The following is an 18402-nucleotide window of genomic DNA, read 5'->3' on the forward strand; positions in this document are numbered from 1 at the left end:
TAAGGTCACATTATCTTGCAGTTACTACCTGAATGCAACTTGCTTTGGAACCATCTTCTGCAATGATATTAGCATCTACAATGTAGGAATTCCCTTTTGTAATGGTTCCTGCAAAGGTTTGGTTTTTCACAAGACTTGTTCCAGGCAAGAGTGTCAAAGAGTTCTCATAAAATCCGTATTTTGCATTCAAATCATCAGCAAATGTTATTGAGACATCAGTTACGTAGATGTTGCCTGAGTTCTGAAGGTTTGCTATGAAATATGCTTGGAACGCAGACGTTATCTTGTACAGTTTGACATTTACCAAATAGCATGCAGTATTTTGGTTTATTGTATCAGTGGAACTAGTCAAAAGGGGCAGAATTATTGCAGATCCTGCAACTGAAATTCCAACCAAAATTATTGTGGCAATAAATGTGGAGAATGCTCTTCTCTGTTTTTTTGGTTTTGTAAGGATTGCAGGGCCATTTCTGATACATTTTTTATTTACATCAAATAATTTTAGAACATACATTGTCTCTTGATGAAATTCCTTAATTGATGTCAAGTGCAACGTTAATTTGTTGCAAATAAGCTTGTCTCCTGGACTCATCTTTTGTATGTTCTCTTGCAATTCTTTTTCAGACAATCCCATATCCTTGCAAAAGAACTGGAAATAGTACTTGTTTTGCAGATTCATTGCTCTGATGGGTTTTCCGTTTCAGGTGCAGTGTTGAAATGAATTTCCTTCTCTTCAGGGGTTGCCTCAAACTTTACATGCAGCCTGTGCTTTTTTGTGATAAAGATTCCATTGCCCACATCAAAAGAGGTTATTTGATCAACCTCATGTAGGGACAATTGTAAGATTTTTCCAGCCTTTGCAGCGGCATCCTCCTCCATCAGCATCAACACCTTTGTTTCAATGTTGTCTATGATTCTGCCATACCCTCCTTTCTCGTTGGCAAGGTCTTCTACTTTCTGGCTTACAAAGATGAATGTGACGTTTAGTTTTCGTCCCATCCTCACTATCATGTCAATGTATTTTTCAGCCCCTTGCATTTTGAAAAGCATCCAACCCTCATCTATTAGCAGAATCTTTTTCTTGGTTGGCAGGAGTTCCGTAATTCTCTTCCATGCCTTGCTTAATGCCATTAACAAAATCAAGACGGTGTGCTCTTCGGTTCCAGTTCCTTTCATTGATATGATTATTTTATCTGACATCTGGGGCTCTCCTTTCATGATTGTGGAAAGTGGTCCCTTTACAAGGTCAACAAGATATCTTTGCGCGTTTTCATCAGATGATTCGTATAGTTCAGAAATGTTTTTGATGTTTTGGGCCAAAAGGCTGCGCCATAGCTTTATCACTTCTGGCGGTGCCTTTGTTGCCTGCCCCAAGATATCCACAGCATCAAGGGGTTCTAGCATGTTAAATGGATCAAATCCAAACTCTTTACTCTCAGTAATCTGGATTGCATCCAATCCGAGATATGATGCTATTTTGTAATATTCACCCATCGGGTCAATTACAAAACAAAAACAATCAGGATATTTTTCAATCAATCTTTTGAGCAAAATTTTCACAGTAAATGATTTTCCTGAACCGCTTTTGCCAATTATTGCAAAATTATAGTTTGTCCTTTTTGCAGGATCATAAATTACAGGAGCACCTGTATTGACATTTATTCCAAGCACCACACCATTTGGAACCTCCAGCATGTCTGCTGAAACAAACGCATAAAGAATTGCAGTGCTTCCAATATCCATTGAAAGTCTTGCACCCCATCCATTAATCATGGCAGCCTGCTTTGATGGAGTTGATGTGAATCTTCCACCAGCAATACTTGCATTTTTTCTAAAGTCTTTGACAGCTTTTTTCATCTCCCTCATTGTTGGACCTATGATTGTACAGTTTACGGCAACATGAAATAATGATGTCTGGCTTTTTTGAAGCGCAGTCTTTATTGCATCAACTTTTTGGCATTCCTCAAGAATTTTTTTGGATCTGGTTGCAAGTTCATAGAGCATCTTGGATTTTGAATCCATTATCTTGATTGCCTTGTCTTGGGTGATTGGTGTGATGTAGATATCAATTCTACTGCATGCAGAAAAAATTGAATGAATCCAGGCAGAAGGCAGAGATGATGGAACTGAATACAACGTCATGCATTTACCATATGCATCAGGACCTGTCTTGTTTGGAATCCTGAAATGTCTTAGATGCTCTTTTGATATCTCATAGGATGCATGTTCCTCATCAATAGAGTATTCAAATTTTAATCTGTCAAAGATGTCATCAAGTGGCTCTTGGGATGACATCTGAATCTGAATGATTGGCATGTCAGTTATCACACCCTCAATTGGAACTGGCAGCATCTTTCTTGAGAAAATGATGTGAATCTCCTTCTCAATTACACGCAAGATGTCAAAGAATTCCCCTAGTTTTCGGACTTGTTTTTCCTCAGGAAGTGTAATGAAATTGGTCGCAGTTACAGTGTAAAAATATTTGAATCTCTTTAAATTCACAAAATTAAACTATGGGTTCCTTTTAAAGTCGACAAAATTTACATGTGTGTCTGAAGACAAACTCCAAAAATTTATCATTACACGAATTGATTCACAAACATTACCAATTGATGTAATTGATCAATATTGTGTGGGAGAATGTACAATCTACATTACAAAAGATGGGGAGTACATAATCCAGGAGCCTCATGTGAGCGAAGAAGGATTCAATCTATGGTAGGACATGATGCAGTATTTGCATTATTCACTTCCTCCAAACATTGAAGATGTTGAAAAAATAGAATTGGTTACAAGACACATGCAAAATGAAGCAATTGGTTCTGGAAACACATCTGCATGGGAGAAAGAAAAACCCCAGCTTGAATACTATCTGAAAAGGGATTTGGTCGGATATGAGTTAATTGATGTCTTGATGAATGATGAAATGATAATTTTAGATTCTAAAGATTCTCAATTATAATTTTATTCGGTTATGTTCAGAGAGTTTTTCGCAATGCTTCATTTAGAGTTTGAGAATAACTACATGATGTTTGCTCTTTTTGGATTGTTTTTGCTTGACGTGTTCTAAGTTTCTTGTCCAGATCATCATCAATCATTATTGTTATACGTTTTCTCATGTAATACAGTATGAACATATGGGATATAAAGTAATAGCAAATGTCCCAATTGTGGAATTCATTTCGTTGTTTTAAAAATTACTACTTGTAGCTAATGACTTCATTTTTGTGGATTGTCTTGTAGTGATGTCTAAGAAAACCTTTTCCCTGCAATGTCTTGTTGCAGATTTTGCATTTTACCCTGTTTCCCAAAGTATTATTCTCATAAATCATTAATTATTAGAATTATTCGCTGATCTATTGTTCTGGGTTTTCTTTTGTATCTCTTAATTTTCTCATTGCATACTCTATTGCATGAGAATAATTGGCATATTCGCCCTTCTTAATTTCGCCTTCCATCCAGTCAAAAAGCTCGGACATCATGGTAATGCTGAGTTTTCGTTTAGGCATGAATGGTAGTATGAGAAAATATTATTAAGGACTCATGCGATAGATAAGGATAAGTCATGATTTATACTGCTATTAGAAAATCTAAGAAGGCAAGCAATGATAATCCATCACGAGATGAACTAATCATCAAGGCACAACTGGAACAATGGGTTTGCGATGTTAAGAAAAAAGCAGAACTAGAACAAAGACTGAAAAAAGCATTTGAGAATTCAAAGAGTCATGTTTCATCATTGAGTGAAACCTGACATACTCCACTAGCTAAAGCATCGCGGGTTCTGCTTTTCATTCGGTTCCGTCCTCATCTGTTGCCATCAGAGCGGGTTTTGCAGAAACCAGCGGTTGCCGAGTTTTATGGCCACAGTCGTCTGCTGCGTTGCCATTCTGGGGGTATCAGTGCTCCCTTTGCATACATCTCTTTCTGCATGCAATCGAGATACACCATGTGGCTCAACATGATACGACGACATGTCAAATACCGGTGTTCTCAACCTCCCTTTGGAAGTTTCAAGAGGTCCAGAGTGTTCAAGTGATTCCCTAAAGACCGAATCGGTGCGACGTAGGGGATCTCCATACCGGACATTATTGGCAGTGGTATGGTTTTGATAGATTTAACAATATTGTTGTGCTTTGCTTTGAGTTGTGGTGTGCTCGCTTTCATCCCGACTCTAAAGAGTTAGGGCTTTCCCGCTCGCATTTGTAAAAATCAAATCTCACATTATTGTAGAATTATCAAAACATTATAACAAAAATTGTATTATATATTGATCCATGTTTTCCGTAGGATGCATCAGTAATGTTTTATGTGGTCAAAAATGAAAAAAATCTCCCAATATTCATGATCTCATATGATTATCGATTTTGAAAATCATCTCTAGTCTAAATTTAGATAACCTGTCTAGTTGTTTTGTTATGGGTGATAATTTTAGTTTTGATTCTATTTTGGTTCCATACAATGCTACCTCTGGTGCAAAACGAGGATTAATGGCTGCAATGGATCTTGCAGAAAAAATTGATGGACAAATCACATTAATCACATGTATTGAATCTTCGTCACTTGCATCTTTTTTTAGAAAAAACAAAAAAGATGAATTTGAAAAAGAGAGAAAAATTATCCAAGATGAGTTAGAAAATATTGAATATGACACAAAAAAACTAAAAAAACCGCTAAAACATGTTATTCTGAAATCTTCTTTTGCTCCAGATACAATTGCTGAATATGCAGAAGAAAATAAGATAGGATTAGTTGTTATAGGACAGACCAAAATATTGCCTACTGAAGAGAAATATCATGAAAGAATGGCACAGTATCTCTTACGAGGTTTAAGTTGTCCTATTTTAATTGTTAAATAAAATATTCTTTACGTGATAAGCAAAACGATAAAGTTAGTTTTCAAACACCTCATCAATTGAACGTACAAAAATCTCATGGATGATGTCAGATTCAATATCGTCAAGTGACCTACGATGTTCAATCTCTGCCCATCCTGCATCATCAACAGTAATGGAACCAGTAGAATTTAATTTCACAAACTCATTTGGAATACAAATAAGATCATCATAGTTTGTCAAACTCTCATCAAAATCTGTTGGGATATCATCATCGATCAAGGCAGGATTATTTGAAATAACTGGGTTTTCCAAATCTAGTTGTATTTCCAGTTTGGTGTTTTCTAAGGATCCAAAATCATATTCCAAAAGTTCAAATGAAAACAGGAAATCAGGTTCTGGATATATCACCGTAGAACTATACACTTGTCCCCACAATGGAAATGGGAATTGTTTCGATATGGAGTAGGTGGACCTTTCCTTGATGTCGTATCCCACTGCAAACACTTCAAATGGTTCCTGACCAATTTCAGTAACATCCTCATTTAGAACCATCATGTCTGAATCTACTGTAAGATAAGATGGGACAGTGCCCCAAGACTGGCCAACTTGTAATATTTTTGGAAAATTTGAGTTTGCAAATTTCCCAATATTGAACAAAGTATTTTCTACAGATTGCGCAAATTCCAAATTAGAATTGTCAGTAGTAATTTCAAACGTGTCTGCATCTATTTGAAAAATACCTGGCTTTGTAAAGTCATCATAGGAAACAAATGATTGAGCAATCCATGTCTTGCCGTTTGGTCCGTCAAAGATATCGTAAAAATCAAGTTGGATGGCATAACATTTTTCTGCAAACATTGATTTTGTAAAAGTCTTGTCATCGCAAACTCTATAAACAAATGAATCTCCAGGATTCAGGTTGGAACCCACATACCATTCCTTTTGTTTTTGATAAACAATGATGTCATCAATTCCAACTGCAAAAGAATTTGAAATTGAGAAAAACAACAAAGAGACAAGAATTATGGCAGGATGCTTTTTTTCCAACATGTAGCAAATTTGAGTTCAATAAAAGATGGAATGATGTCATCAAATAGATGTTATCGTGGAGGCAGTGGTTTTTTGAAAAATATTTACAATTACACTTACTCGTTTCACCAGATATTGAGTCAAGAAAACAAATTTTGAAACGGTAAGAACTTTTTGCAAGACTTTCTGCGTTGCAGAATCATCTTGAAAATATGTTTTCAACAATTTGGCCCATATCTCACATTTTTTAACAGATAATCCTGTGATCAAAATTCTGATCATAGGATGAATCACCATAAAGTGACCATGAGTTTTGATTTTAGGTATGGATGCAACACTTGAAGCATTACAGAGCATGCAAGGTGTCATGGGCCTTGAGACATGAAAGAGCAAGGACTCTTAAATTCCGTCTCAAATTTCAAACATAATCCAGGTTGCCGGATTCACACTAATTTTGTGGCTTAAAACTGAGCCAGAATTATCAAGTATGGCAGAAGATAAGATATTGTTTTCGACGATCATTAAAAAAACTAAAAGAAAATCAGAGTATCCCGTAACAATCACAATTCCAAAGACGGTCATACAGGCATCAAACTCTATGTCAGATTTTTTCAAGGTTTATGCATACTCAGACAGAATAGAGATCAGGCCACATCAATTCAAATGTGTTATCAAGAAAAGAGAGGATGCAAAAAATCACAGAACAGTAAAACAAAATGATATGCCTGCAGAGCATTCAATTAAAAGTACAGATGCACATATTGAAGAGACAAAACATAGTGAAAATGACAATACAGAAGAAATAACAAACAAGCTAGATGATGCAATAAACCAACTAGAAAAATAAAAAAATCATTTCATAGGTTTGTAGACTAGTGCTGTAACTAACTTTTTTTCTTTATCACTTAGTTTGGCATCATAGATTCTTTGAAGTTTCGGATTTCTAGACCATATGTGGCAACGCTTGAAACCAAGATCGGGCCATTTTTTCATGTTTAGCAACACATGTTCAGGATGACTCTCAACCTCGCTGTATGATTCAATTTCAACTGAGATTGGAGTGTCAGACTCATAGTGATATGCTACGAGGTCAGTGCGTAGCTTGCCTTTTTTCACCTTTTGATTTGCTACAGCTACAAAATGTTTTTTCTTTAGATACATCTCTGCAATATCAGAGGCCAATAGTTCAATGTCGTTGGCAGTTCCAATATCCTCAAAGGAGTAATCAAAATATGTAGAGTAAGCTTGCTTTGAAATTGTGTAGAGTGTTTTTCTTGAATCAGTGCAGATGACAAGCTTCTTTCTCATCAACGAACGAAGTATCTTCTTTACTTGATCACGTGCAGTTGTTCCATCAAGATATTGCTCTGTAATGGACTTGAGGTTCAGTGCATCGTGTCTTAGAATCAACAGGACATACCACTCAGGCTTTTCTCGAAACTCTACTGACAGATTCCTATACCACCTAATATTTTGAGAGAGTGCCTTGTTCAAAAATGAGCCCTCAACTATACCATATCCATATTTTTGCCTCTGATCTTCGATGAACTCATCTCTTTGTTTATCATCCATGTTTAGTTTTGGCGGGTAATGCAACCAAAATTGTGCAGGTGCTGGCTGCTCTATGCCAGGTTCTGCGCGCATCTTAATAGTCCAGTGAAAGTCTTCTTGGGATGCCAATTGTTGCTGAATTTCTTTTGAGAACTGAGGGTCCCATATCTGAGCGATTCTTCTAGCATCACGACCTGAGACTTTTCCTGCAAACTGGGTTCCACAGTTACCTGTAATCTCTTCTAATAATTTGTCATTGATTTGTGCTGTTGTCTGATGTGCAAGAATCAATCCAAGACGATAAGACCTAGCATGAGACAGAATTAGCGGCAATACCTGCAAGTTTTTTACAATCTGAAATTCATCCAAAGCTAATACTACTTGGGTTCGGTCTTTTTCATCAGGTACTTTTGCAGCTCTTTCTTGAATCGTAAACCACAATTTTATGATAAATGCCTGTATTGCCAATGGCTGTACATGGTGAGGTATGTTCAATGCAGAGACCCTTACAACGGTATAATGGCCAGGAGAAATCAAGTCTGTAAAATTCACAGTTCCGTGAGGCACACAAAAAATCTGCTTTAGTATCGGATCTGTCGCAAATTGTTCAACCCTGTTAAGTAATGGTGTAAATGAATCTCCCCTCATAGAAGCTATTGATTCAAGGGCCTGCTTCATTTCAGAATCTGGTTTTCCAATCGAGTGAAATATCTCTTGTAGTATATCCTCACCGTCTTCTTGTATTCGAGTTACAATGTTGTGGATATCAAGGAATGTAGGCGCATCATTTCCAGTATAAAGATAATACAGTAGGGCCCGAAATATTCTCTCCATCTGAACAAAGACTTGGTTTTGTCCGTACCATTCCTTTACAATTTCCATAAAATAACCCACATATCTTGATACTACTTGCTCTCTTTCTTGAGGAATGTGTAAAGGCAACTCCAATGGATTGATTGAAAATTTAGTAAGACTAGGATCAAGAAAATGTACATGTTTTGCATCAATGGATTCTTTTTGGCACTGCTGGAAAAACTTGAATGAGTCATCGCCTTTAGGATCCAGATAGATAAAGGAATTCGGAAATGTACCATCAAGGTTCAGCATTTCAAGATGCTTTGAGATGAGTCTAATCAGAGAGGTCTTTCCAGTGCCTGTTGCACCTACGGCATACATGTGTCTTGAAAAATCATCAGTGGAAACTACTGAAGCATGTGCATCACTTGATTTCACTAGTTGGCCAAAAATATCCCCTAGTTTTCTGCCCAATGCTGTAGCATCGCCTCTTTTGAATAATCCTAGTGAAATTCCCATCTTTCCAGACCATTGTTGCGGCACCATTACACTTCTCGTGGTCTTTATGTTTGGAATTGTAGGAGTTGGTAAGTGAATGAATAGCGGAATCTCTGACGGATTCAAAATCAAAAAGGGCAGTGGTTTTCTGTCACGGTAACCAAAAATTCCCTTCTCAAAGTACACATCAAGAGCATTGTAGATGCAAGGGGCAGGGTCAGGCAATAGTCTTGATGGAAAAATATCAATTCTTTGTTTTTTTGTTTTGTTTTTTCCAATCTTGATATGTTTTTGTTTTTTTGGATTTGATGTGAAAAAATCACCGTGTCTGTATTTGTATTTCGTAAGACGTTCATGGTTTGAGATGATGCTCTCAACTGGCATTGATTCTATTTCATCAAAATTCAAGTCCAATTCATGATCACTTTGAATCAATCCCCTAATACTCATCAGTGCATGAGAACCCTGCATCTTTGTTGTTGAATGTTTTAGCAATGTATTGTAGTTGTTGTAAAAATCGCTTTGAAGTTCTGGGTGATTGCCAGGTACCTTGTATGGATTGAATATCAAATCCTTTGTACTGACATACTTTTTGCTTGAGATTTCTGCAAATTTTTTATTTAATCGTGCAACATGCCTTAAGAAAAATTTGGTAAAGTTGTGGTATTTGAAAGTGAATTGAATCCATGCAAATTTTGAAATCTGGATTGTGTTTGAGATTTGAGTGATTATTTCGTGTGCCCTGGCTTGATCAAAGACTGCAGCATAGTGACCGTGATATGTCCCAATGTCAAAAATTTGGTAGTTCTCATTTTTATCAAACCAGTTAGGAGTGACAACTCCAAGATCTGCAAAACCAGCATTAGGATACATGTTGGAAAATGATTGCTTGAAACTATCAAGATCATATTTTTCTGCAACCAGAACCAAGCTGAGTTCTCTTTTTTGTCCATCCCACCACAATTCAAAGGAGCGAATTCCAGTACCAACAATCCCACCAGCTGCAATTATTGCAGTTTTCTCATTAATGGAGACAGGCACAGTTACCAGAGAACATCGGAGTTTATTTGCGGTATCCAGGAATTCTTTTGTCTGGTCCAGCTGGCCGTTTTGTTTTTTGGAATTGCCTAGTCGCCATTTATCTGAACCCATGCTGAAAAATCACAAACAAATTTGGGATTTGATTTAAGAGGAACTACATGGTATGTAATTGCACATACTGTTGACAGATATATCAGAGAACAAGAAAAGTAGACGATTCATCTGTCGGACAAATACGGGAGGTCATTTTGCATCAAAATTATAAATACACAAAAGAGACACAGAAAATGAATAACATGGAAACACGAAAATTCACCATACAAGTAATCAAATCATCAGAGGGAGGATACACAGGACGATGCCTTGAATTGCCTGCAGCAATTAGTGAAGGAGACACATTAGAGGAATTAGAAGCAAACATGAAAGAAGTAGTTTCACTAATCCTAGAATCCATTGAGGAAAAAACCAAACCAGATCAAAAAATCATCATTGAGATTACAAATTGAGTCTAAAAAACCACAATTGGCTAGATGTCATAAAGGCATTAAGCAAATTCGGTATTCTGTAAACAGGCAAAGAGGAAGTCACATAATATTACAAAACAAAAATGGGAACATAGTTCCAGTACCAAGACATTCTCCAATCAAAGAATCAACACTAAAACTCATACTAGAACAAGCTGAAATCTCAAAAGATGATTTTCTAAAATACATCTAATTTGTCCAATAATGAAAGACCATTTTGTGTAAAATGCCAAACAATGAATCAAGCAGAGAGATTGCAAATACCTGTAGAAAATGCCACGTTTATATGGCAATTTTCTCAAATAGGTTATTTCATAATTACCCAATCTTAAACGGGATCGACTTTCCTGTTTGTGCATGAACATAAAGGAGAATATGAATAATATCTTACAAGGTAAATTTGAAATTTTAGATACAAATCCACACATCAAAAACAGTCAAACTCTGGGGCACATTATATTTGAGGGCATGATACCATGACGCTTTTGACAAGATCTGGGGAAAAACAAGAACAAGCAGTAATTGTTGAATCCCCTGCTGGAAGAGGGGTTTTGTATGTTACAACAATTGGATTAATTTTAGAGATTCACGGAAGAGGAATCTATATGGACCTAAGACATGAATTTATCACATCTGTAATTAACACAAACAGAAACAAAGTTGTCGTATCCTGGATAGAAAACAAGAAGGATAGTTTTTCATTTGAGTTTAGAACAGACAAGGCAGGCGAGTTTGCAAAAGCAGTATCTGAAAAACACAATTATTCTGCAAATTTTTCTGATGATCATGAAGGTCATCCCGTAGACTTGACTGGAGATGTAAAGGAAATGATAAGGCAATGTAGATTAGAGCCATACAATCACAAACTAGAACCATTAGAGCAAAAACTCTCTGAGATACAATCACAGCTTGACAATCTGAGTGGAAGAGAGTATGTTGAAATCGGAGAGCAAAAAGTTGCGCTTGATTATCAAAAGGAGCCATTGATAAAAGAGATTGATGCAATAAAACAACAGCGAAAGACCATTGAAGAGATGCCAATCATTAGATCAAGTGTAATTCCAAAAGAAGTTGACTCTGTAAATGTATGGAATGATTGCTATTACGATACATCAAGAAAGGCATACATTACTTTCAATAAAAGATTTGAGCAAATGAAAGAAGCTAGAACAAGAGACATTCAAGTTCAATTTGACAAAGAAATGGGAAAAGAATCAGGAATCATTATTGAGGAATCTAAAATTACAATCAAATACGGAATTTCTGCAATAATTGCTAAAGATCAAGATGGAAATCCAGTATGGCATCTTCTACCCATAATGACTGATGAAATGCTAACTGATGAAATTGTTACAAACAGGTTATGGTCAAAATCTGATGATGAATCTGTGTTATATGAAACAGTTTCAGAAGCTTGGTTAAGTATGGGAACAAAAGGTTTGATGTTGACTGAAAGAGAAAGAGAAGTGGGTGTAAAAAGAGGAACATATGCAGATGTTCCAATGGAACAACTGAAATTAATTAATCATAGAAAATAACAATAAAATTAATTATTTTTAATCAGTAATATCCTGTATTTGTTATATCAATTCAGGATAAAGAGACATTGCACCTTTTGCAGTGATTGCCCCCATATCTGACAAGTAGTATTTTTTTCCTTTTTTGATTACATGTTCTGCTGTAACCAATTCATCTAAGATCGGACTAGAATTCATTTGAATTGCTGATGTATTTTTTGTTGCACCATTTTGTAACAAATATACGAGTATCTCTTCATTCCGGTCAGGCGTAGGATAGTAAGACGTACGGATTAACATTTTCTGTATATGCATAGGCATTGAGGTTATTCCACTTTTTGATTTCATCTGAATATGGGTTGCGTGTCCCAAGTGTGTTATGTTGATCTTTTTCGATTCTAATTGTTTTTGGCATGCCTCTATCAAATTGAGTGCTTTTTGTACAGTTCTGAAATTTAATTCTGTCTTTTTACTTATCTTGTTTAATGTGTATGCCTCCCCATTTTGAATGGCTTTCATTATTTGTAGAGTTGCACTAACAAGATCTGTTCTTGACATTATGTATAATTATACAATATTGTTATATAATACTTACTGTATAATTATACAGTATGGATGACTATGAGATCGCAATAATATTGCAGGCCTACAACAAAGGGATAATCGGAATGAAAAACTATGTTGCTATTGAAAAGTTTTCAAAAATGATCAACTGGCAAAAAATTTCAACAGTATACAGAATAAAGAAAGGATTCAAATCTGTTGCCCAAAAACTTGTGAAACGTAAACTGCTTTCTGATGATGGAAAAAGTATGGCAGTATTATACCTTGATAAAATTGGCGCATCATATATTATTGGAATGAATGAGAATGAACCTAAACGTATCTCCAAAATTTTATCTAAGATTGAGTAAAAACGAAACAAAATAATTAGATTTTAAAAAATACAACATTATAAAAAATTGGACTTGACAATTAATTCTTTCTGATTAATTTTGATATGTCTTTCAAAAATAAAATTTTTGATTTTTATTTTAAATGAAAGATCTTTGATTGTTGAATAGATTCTGTCAAGATAGGGGAAAAACCTCAATTCAAAATACTAGTAATAAGTAAATCAAATATGTCAAATGAAGATATAAAAAAACATCAAAAGAATTTTCATTCAGTGTTGTTACATATTCTATTCAATTGGAAGATGTTATGACTACAATAATTTGTCTGGAATTATCAAATGGTTGGTTGAAAACAGAATTTTTTGTTAATTATTATGATAAGGTCAGTTTTGATAGTAAAATCAATTTGGCTTAACTAATCATTAAAAACAACCATCCTACAATCTTAAAATATATCTGTATTTTTTCCACTAGAACCCGATTTAACATCATTAAGCATACGACTTGCAGACTGTGGGTGTTGTTTTATTTGCTCTGCCAGTTTAACAGTAATCTGTTCTTGAACCTTTGGAGACATGTGATCAAATCCATCAATGCTTTGCTGTTGATGTGCAAGCAATTCTTGCTGTGTTTGAGGTAGATTCAACAAAGAAGGAGTTTCCATACTATGAATCATCCCACCGGGGTTTGAAACCATTAGTGCCGAGACACATGATGAACCAAATGATGAAGATACAATCTCGGGATTTACTAGAGTCTCCATGGATATCATGTTGTGATTGACATTTCTCACGACAGAGTTTGCCATTCCCATTTGCCCAATTTCAAATGCCTTTGTCTGCCCTGCACTCATGACTGAGCGTGCAGTGTACCTTGACATCTCAGGATTGCCAGCAATACTGCCTGCAGAATGTATTGCACCGGCTGCAGTTCCAGCAGCAGCACCAGTCAATGCGCCTTTTGCTAATGTCTTGAATTTCTCAAATCCCCCCATTCCTGATGTTGCTTGTCCAAGACCCAATGATGAGACTGAATTGCCAGCTATTGCGCCTATTCCGGCACCTGCCGCATGACCCATCACGTTTACTCCAGCTCCCTCCATTGCAGATGATGCAGAGGCCATTCCCTGTGCCATTCCCTGTATCCCAGTTCCGCTAATAATTGCAGCACTTTGCATAGCAGTCTGCATGGCCTGTCCCACATGTGTTGCCATCTGGCCCAGCATGGGTGACAAAAAGATAGGAAAAAATACTGCCAGGAATCCTACTGCCAAAGTCGAAAACCAGTCCTGCATTGCAGGAAGATTAGTCGAATCAAGATATGCAAGTCCCGCAGTTAGCACCATGGCAGAAAATATTGGCGCAATGGAGAGACCTATCAAATTGTCAGTAAGAAGAGTTGTTGCCTTTTTGAAAAATGGCACCAAGGACAAAACAAGGATTAACGGCAATGCAATTATCAGAACAGATGTCAGCACAAGACGAACGGCAGATAATACAAACATCATTGCAGTCATCATCATTACAGCAATTCCCCTAAACAATGCCAAGAAGACATTTTTGAGCAATGCCTGTCCTGCGGTTCCAGGGTCTGCAAGTGCTGCGCCCCATGCACTGACATCAAATGCATCAGGTGGGAGTACAGATCCCATGCCTTGCCACAACGTCTGGGATCTGGTGGAAGGATCACTTGAATCAAAGGGATCCATCAAAAACAATGATGTATTCTCAATTGAGACAGCATACAGATCCCACACATAAGGAAATATCATAAAGAAAGGTAGGAAGACAATTACTTTGGTAATGATTTTAAATGCAGTTCCTGGCTGCATCAGATTGAAATCTTCGGCAAACCAGGCAATCCCTGCAACCATGCCAAGAATTATCAGCATTATTGTTGCAACCAATACCAGAAGATAGTAAAGTTGCAGACGCTCATTTGGGGAACCATCATGGGTATCAGCCATTTCTGTGTCAGAAGAATAGTCAAAGAAAGTAGGCATCTCAGAGAGCAGTTCGGGTGCTAAAGGACCACCAACCTCAACAAAAGTCTGTGAAATAGCAATGACTGCACCAAACATTATCATGCCAATTCCAAGCATAAGGGGAATGGTAAATACAAAGCCGTGTCTCTTGTGGAATGAAATTCCGTATGCCAACAAGAAGAAATTTTGAGTTTCTATTAAAGGAGAACCAAAAAATAAAAAATTTGATCACAGGATTGCAAGAACTAGCAAAACACACACTGCAAGCATATATGGCAACAAAGGGACACCACACTCCACAAAGACACCATCTTTTGTAAATTCAGATTTTGGGTTCTTAATTCCTAGACAAAATTTCTTTTTTCCGTCAATGAATTGTTCTGCACATATTGAAAATTTTTCTCTGTCTCTTTTTTTATGAATCATAAGAAAAGCAAGTAATTTTCGGATAATTGATTCATCAAATGCAAAAAATGGACTGCGTCTCATAGCAATTCCGTCTTTGGTGTTAAGAACTACATTGTAAGAAACTGTCGATATTCCTGCAATAACTGCACTTCCTGCAAGGAGTACAATTGGAACCATTATAAATCCGCCCAGAGTAGGCAGCAATACCCCAATACAGACAAATGCAAGAATGTCTGCCTTGCCAATTGGAAAAAATTTCCACATCAAAGATGCAACAACCAGCGTGATAATGATTGTCAATATATCGTATGAGAAATGTTCCTTCCAATCAAAAAAATAAATTCCGATTCCTGCAATTCCAAAAACTAGCCACCAATAATCTGATACCTCTCTTTGTTTGATATCAAAATATGACACAATTCCAAGCAGAATTAACAACAAGACAATTCTAACTGTTTCAAACACGGATTCAAAATTTGAGATAAATAAAAATGGTTTAATCTACGATGTTTGTCATTTTGTTTACCAAAACAAATTCATTTCATGCCTGATTTCACCATCACATCAAATAACCATATACAATCTTGGCTGTCATAGTTATATCCAATCATCGCAGGTGCAGTAGAGGTATCAAAGAACATCTGGAACTTCATTGCCAAGTTGGGACCCAAGATGTTTTTCTTGAGAGTTCGTCTGGGTCTGACATACGATGAGGAGCAACAGAAGATCGTGGAAAACATGATGTGTATGAAGAAAAGATTGACGAAGTCAAGAAAAAGCTTGCTGAATACTGGAATGCAGTAATGTCATTTCCATTACAAGATGGGAATGGAAAAATCATATGGGACAAGTCAAAGGAGTCACCTGACGTCATGTTAAAGATTGTGAAACATGCACAACTCTTGGCAAGACTAAAGAGATATGTCCCTACAGATAAGACGGAGGGAACTGGAGGATCTAGTTATGGATTCCAAGAGCCGATTATTGAGGATCCGGAAAGGGCTGCAAGATACCGGTACAACCTTGTAAAGGGGCTTTGCACTTTGCCAGGGTCGCAACTACATCATTGAAGATGACATTTCCATCATAAAGCCGATAGTCATGTCAAGTGCTGCAAAGGAAAGAATAGAACTTCTCAAGTTGCTGATTGCAAGTAACAGGGAAGTAACTGTTACGCAGTTGACGGATAGAAGAAGCGTTACAAGGACGACTGCGCTGAAGACTATGAAACTTCGGGAGATCCTGAGACTTGTAGATGAGATCAAGGTATCAGGAAGTACCAAGCATGTCTCTGCGATACAACTGAAGGATCACTTTAGGTGGATCTTTAGAGGACCAGTAGTCCTTCCCCCTCTTGGGGGTATTTTTTTAGATAATTAAATAATCTAAAATTTTACCCCCTGAGAGATTTTTTTGTTTCATAACTTTCCAACCTTATTTTCTTAACTTATGAAATACAGAAAACTCTATTAACATTCAATTCTATGAATCTTGTTGAAAAGTCAAATTTCACAGTACTGTGTTCTTTTTGCAATCGTCAGTGTAATAATATTACAACCAGCCTATGCTCAAGAAAATTATCCAAGCAAGACTACAGAGTTGCAAAATAACAACAATGGAACTCAACTGTGTTTTACTGATGTTAGTGAAGCAGTGAATTTTGTGAAAGATTCTACCGATATCATAGATAATTCTATCAAGATTGCAAAGGATTTGGAACAATGCAAGGAAGAATTTGCTAAAACAAAATCAAGTAATGATCCTTCTGATATTAGTTCGTCTGTAGGTCGCGCTGGCTCTTCATTTTCTGATATTGGTGGTTCTGCGGCTGCAATACTTGGATTGACTTCAATTGTTGTTGCTCTTGGTTTGTCGGGAGTCGCTATGAGCAAGTCTAATAAAAAAGGAGATGGCTCGCATGTGCCGGATGAAGATAAAAAGCCTGACGATGCAACGGATTCATTATCTGCGGAAACAAGGATAGAGAAAATTACGGAAGAGATTGGTGAATTGAATGAAAAAATTAGATTAGAATACATGAAACGATTCAAGGATGGAGAAAGATACGGATATAGAAAAGGATACAGAGATGGGGCAAGAGATAGAAATGAAAAAAGATACAGGAACAGAGAACGATTTGGACGAAATAACTTCAGAATGCAAGGAGAAGATGAATTTTAATCATGGGGAATCTTGTGACATGCCAAATTTTGGGAAACCCTTATTGACCATATTCGCAAATCATCACCAAAAACATACTACACCCAAACAATGTAATAAAACATGCTTTTCGCTTATAATTGTTAAGAAATTAACATGCATATTGCAATATTTTTGTAATTTTTGAATTGTAAATATTAAATTCAAGATAAACTCATTTCATTTTATGAATGCTTATGCTACTCCAGAACTTGTTTCAAATGTTTATTCAAAATTAAAAGAAAAAACTTTTTGCATTAGGGGTTATAGATGTTAGTGATTTTAAATTCATAGATATTCCAAATTCAATTGTAGAAATAAGAAACACAATACTAGAAATCAGATTTCAACCTATCAAAGAAAGGGATTTTTTATTAAAACAAAATGAACAATATGAGAAGATGAAATCAAAAAGCAAACATGTTGATGTAATTAATGATAGTATAGATTCAAATATTAAAAGGATCAGGAAGTTGAATCAGAAAATATCACTTCCAGAAAAGAAACACAGGACTTTCTTTTTCTTTTAACAATAATTTAAAAATTTGGAACTTAAATCCTGTTTGTCTAATGTATCTTAGACGAAGTTTTGCGTTTAATTCTCTAGAATTTTCCTGATAAGCCTATCGATGCACATGCCTGTTCTTTTTTCTATGTCGTGCTCCCAGAACCGCAAAACAGACCAACCATCCCTTCGTAGTTTTCTAGTGATCTTAGCATCACGTCTCATGTTTCTCTCAATCTTGTCTTTCCAGAATTTTTGTCGCGGTTTTTTCTTGTTGTTGTAATTGTATCCGTGCCAAAAATCCCCGTCACAGAAGATGGCTATTCTTTTCTCTTCTAGGACAAAGTCAGGGTTGCCAAACATCTTTGGATACATTTGAAACGGAAATCCAAGCCCTTTGAGAATCTCGTTCATCTGAAGATCAATCTTTGTGTTGGTTCCTCTGATCCTTGACATTATCCAGGATCTTTTTTCCGGAGTAAAGATGTCAGTCACGGTTTTCTTTGGGAATGCTCTTCTAGATACTTTGTCCTTCTTTAGAACTATTGTAAAGGCGCGGGGAGGCTAAAAAAATAAATGCCGAACTAGAAAAGGAATTAAGTGAAGTAATTGATAGT

The 18402-nt window shown here is 36.3% G+C and carries 22 protein-coding genes; 11 read left to right on the forward strand and 11 right to left on the reverse strand.

Features of this window, described 5'->3' with window-relative positions; genetic code table 11:
• Positions 1 to 10: 10 nt before the first annotated feature.
• Together C5F50_RS08635 and C5F50_RS08640 are read right to left on the reverse strand one after the other, a co-directional pair.
• Complete coding sequence (locus tag C5F50_RS08635; RefSeq protein ID WP_179370956.1) at positions 11 to 679, reverse strand: hypothetical protein; 669 nt, start codon at positions 677 to 679, stop codon at positions 11 to 13.
• Positions 676 to 2502, reverse strand: a complete 1827-nt coding sequence (locus tag C5F50_RS08640) for a VirB4 family type IV secretion system protein (protein ID WP_179370957.1) — start codon at positions 2500 to 2502, stop codon at positions 676 to 678. Before C5F50_RS08640 ends, C5F50_RS08635 begins: the two co-directional genes overlap by 4 nt.
• Before the next feature lie 223 nt (positions 2503 to 2725).
• On the opposite strand from C5F50_RS08640, the gene C5F50_RS08645 reads away from it, so the two are divergent.
• A complete protein-coding gene (locus C5F50_RS08645; RefSeq protein WP_179370958.1) occupies positions 2726 to 2962 on the forward strand; it encodes a hypothetical protein in 237 nt (78 codons plus the stop codon).
• A gap of 16 nt (positions 2963 to 2978) precedes the next feature.
• Here C5F50_RS08645 and C5F50_RS08650 read toward each other — a convergent pair whose 3' ends face one another.
• Both C5F50_RS08650 and C5F50_RS08655 read right to left on the reverse strand, forming a co-directional pair.
• Positions 2979 to 3119, reverse strand: a complete 141-nt coding sequence (locus C5F50_RS08650; RefSeq protein ID WP_179370959.1) for a hypothetical protein — start codon at positions 3117 to 3119, stop codon at positions 2979 to 2981.
• Between the two features lie 237 nt (positions 3120 to 3356).
• Complete coding sequence (locus C5F50_RS08655; protein ID WP_179370960.1) at positions 3357 to 3509, reverse strand: hypothetical protein; 153 nt, start codon at positions 3507 to 3509, stop codon at positions 3357 to 3359.
• Positions 3510 to 3565: 56 nt separating this feature from the next.
• On the opposite strand from C5F50_RS08655, the gene C5F50_RS08660 reads away from it, so the two are divergent.
• Together C5F50_RS08660 and C5F50_RS08665 are read left to right on the forward strand one after the other, a co-directional pair.
• Entirely contained in the window at positions 3566 to 3754 is a 189-nt protein-coding gene (locus C5F50_RS08660; protein ID WP_179370961.1) for a hypothetical protein, read from the forward strand.
• A gap of 664 nt (positions 3755 to 4418) precedes the next feature.
• Complete coding sequence (locus C5F50_RS08665) at positions 4419 to 4859, forward strand: universal stress protein (RefSeq protein WP_179370962.1); 441 nt, start codon at positions 4419 to 4421, stop codon at positions 4857 to 4859.
• 33 nt (positions 4860 to 4892) lie between these two features.
• On the opposite strand, the gene C5F50_RS08670 is transcribed toward C5F50_RS08665, so the two are convergent.
• Together C5F50_RS08670 and C5F50_RS08675 are read right to left on the reverse strand one after the other, a co-directional pair.
• The gene (locus tag C5F50_RS08670; RefSeq protein ID WP_179370963.1) at positions 4893 to 5888 is read right to left on the reverse strand and encodes a hypothetical protein; all 996 of its coding nucleotides are present in this window, start codon (positions 5886 to 5888) and stop codon (positions 4893 to 4895) included.
• A 39-nt stretch (positions 5889 to 5927) separates the two neighbouring features.
• On the reverse strand, positions 5928 to 6224 hold the full coding sequence (locus tag C5F50_RS08675; protein ID WP_179370964.1) for a hypothetical protein: 297 nt from the start codon (positions 6222 to 6224) through the stop codon (positions 5928 to 5930).
• A 97-nt stretch (positions 6225 to 6321) separates the two neighbouring features.
• On the opposite strand from C5F50_RS08675, the gene C5F50_RS08680 reads away from it, so the two are divergent.
• Positions 6322 to 6714, forward strand: coding sequence for a hypothetical protein (locus tag C5F50_RS08680; RefSeq protein ID WP_179370965.1), 393 nt, complete (start codon positions 6322 to 6324; stop codon positions 6712 to 6714).
• A gap of 5 nt (positions 6715 to 6719) precedes the next feature.
• Here the strand turns inward: C5F50_RS08680 and C5F50_RS08685 are convergent, their stop codons facing one another.
• Positions 6720 to 9863, reverse strand: coding sequence for a type IV secretory system conjugative DNA transfer family protein (locus tag C5F50_RS08685; protein WP_179370966.1), 3144 nt, complete (start codon positions 9861 to 9863; stop codon positions 6720 to 6722).
• A gap of 176 nt (positions 9864 to 10039) precedes the next feature.
• On the opposite strand from C5F50_RS08685, the gene C5F50_RS08690 reads away from it, so the two are divergent.
• The 3 genes from C5F50_RS08690 to C5F50_RS08700 all read left to right on the forward strand — a co-directional run bounded on the left by C5F50_RS08690 (position 10040) and on the right by C5F50_RS08700 (position 11814).
• Positions 10040 to 10258, forward strand: coding sequence for a type II toxin-antitoxin system HicB family antitoxin (locus C5F50_RS08690; RefSeq protein WP_218843326.1), 219 nt, complete (start codon positions 10040 to 10042; stop codon positions 10256 to 10258).
• Positions 10242 to 10469: a type II toxin-antitoxin system HicA family toxin gene (locus C5F50_RS08695; RefSeq protein WP_179370967.1), complete on the forward strand. Its 228-nt coding sequence runs from the start codon at positions 10242 to 10244 to the stop codon at positions 10467 to 10469. The genes C5F50_RS08690 and C5F50_RS08695 overlap by 17 nt, the downstream gene beginning before the upstream one ends.
• 292 nt (positions 10470 to 10761) lie before the next feature.
• Positions 10762 to 11814, forward strand: a complete 1053-nt coding sequence (locus C5F50_RS08700; protein WP_179370968.1) for a hypothetical protein — start codon at positions 10762 to 10764, stop codon at positions 11812 to 11814.
• Between the two features lie 42 nt (positions 11815 to 11856).
• On the opposite strand, the gene C5F50_RS08705 is transcribed toward C5F50_RS08700, so the two are convergent.
• On the reverse strand, positions 11857 to 12351 hold the full coding sequence (locus C5F50_RS08705) for a hypothetical protein (RefSeq protein WP_179370969.1): 495 nt from the start codon (positions 12349 to 12351) through the stop codon (positions 11857 to 11859).
• A gap of 53 nt (positions 12352 to 12404) precedes the next feature.
• Here C5F50_RS08705 and C5F50_RS08710 point away from each other — a divergent pair, with 53 nt between their 5' ends.
• Positions 12405 to 12707 carry a hypothetical protein gene (locus tag C5F50_RS08710; RefSeq protein WP_179370970.1) on the forward strand — a complete coding sequence of 101 codons (303 nt, stop codon included), beginning with the start codon at positions 12405 to 12407 and terminating at the stop codon, positions 12705 to 12707.
• 427 nt (positions 12708 to 13134) lie between these two features.
• Here the strand turns inward: C5F50_RS08710 and C5F50_RS08715 are convergent, their stop codons facing one another.
• Both C5F50_RS08715 and C5F50_RS08720 read right to left on the reverse strand, forming a co-directional pair.
• Positions 13135 to 14847 carry a hypothetical protein gene (locus C5F50_RS08715; protein ID WP_179370971.1) on the reverse strand — a complete coding sequence of 571 codons (1713 nt, stop codon included), beginning with the start codon at positions 14845 to 14847 and terminating at the stop codon, positions 13135 to 13137.
• Between the two features lie 54 nt (positions 14848 to 14901).
• Positions 14902 to 15546 (reverse strand): prepilin peptidase, encoded by a 645-nt coding sequence (locus C5F50_RS08720; protein WP_179370972.1) that lies wholly within the window; start codon positions 15544 to 15546, stop codon positions 14902 to 14904.
• A 278-nt stretch (positions 15547 to 15824) separates the two neighbouring features.
• Between C5F50_RS08720 and C5F50_RS08725 the strand changes: the two genes are divergently transcribed.
• The 3 genes from C5F50_RS08725 to C5F50_RS08735 all read left to right on the forward strand — a co-directional run bounded on the left by C5F50_RS08725 (position 15825) and on the right by C5F50_RS08735 (position 17262).
• The gene (locus C5F50_RS08725) at positions 15825 to 16151 is read left to right on the forward strand and encodes a hypothetical protein (RefSeq protein ID WP_179370973.1); all 327 of its coding nucleotides are present in this window, start codon (positions 15825 to 15827) and stop codon (positions 16149 to 16151) included.
• Between the two features lie 31 nt (positions 16152 to 16182).
• The gene (locus C5F50_RS08730; protein WP_179370974.1) at positions 16183 to 16461 is read left to right on the forward strand and encodes a hypothetical protein; all 279 of its coding nucleotides are present in this window, start codon (positions 16183 to 16185) and stop codon (positions 16459 to 16461) included.
• A 114-nt stretch (positions 16462 to 16575) separates the two neighbouring features.
• Entirely contained in the window at positions 16576 to 17262 is a 687-nt protein-coding gene (locus tag C5F50_RS08735) for a hypothetical protein (RefSeq protein WP_179370975.1), read from the forward strand.
• A gap of 613 nt (positions 17263 to 17875) precedes the next feature.
• Here C5F50_RS08735 and C5F50_RS08740 read toward each other — a convergent pair.
• Complete coding sequence (locus C5F50_RS08740) at positions 17876 to 18280, reverse strand: very short patch repair endonuclease (protein WP_179370976.1); 405 nt, start codon at positions 18278 to 18280, stop codon at positions 17876 to 17878.
• Positions 18281 to 18402: the final 122 nt, after the last annotated feature.

Origin of the sequence: Nitrosopumilus ureiphilus (assembly GCF_013407185.1) — an archaeon.
Taxonomy (GTDB): Archaea; Thermoproteota; Nitrososphaeria; order Nitrososphaerales; family Nitrosopumilaceae; genus Nitrosopumilus; species Nitrosopumilus ureiphilus.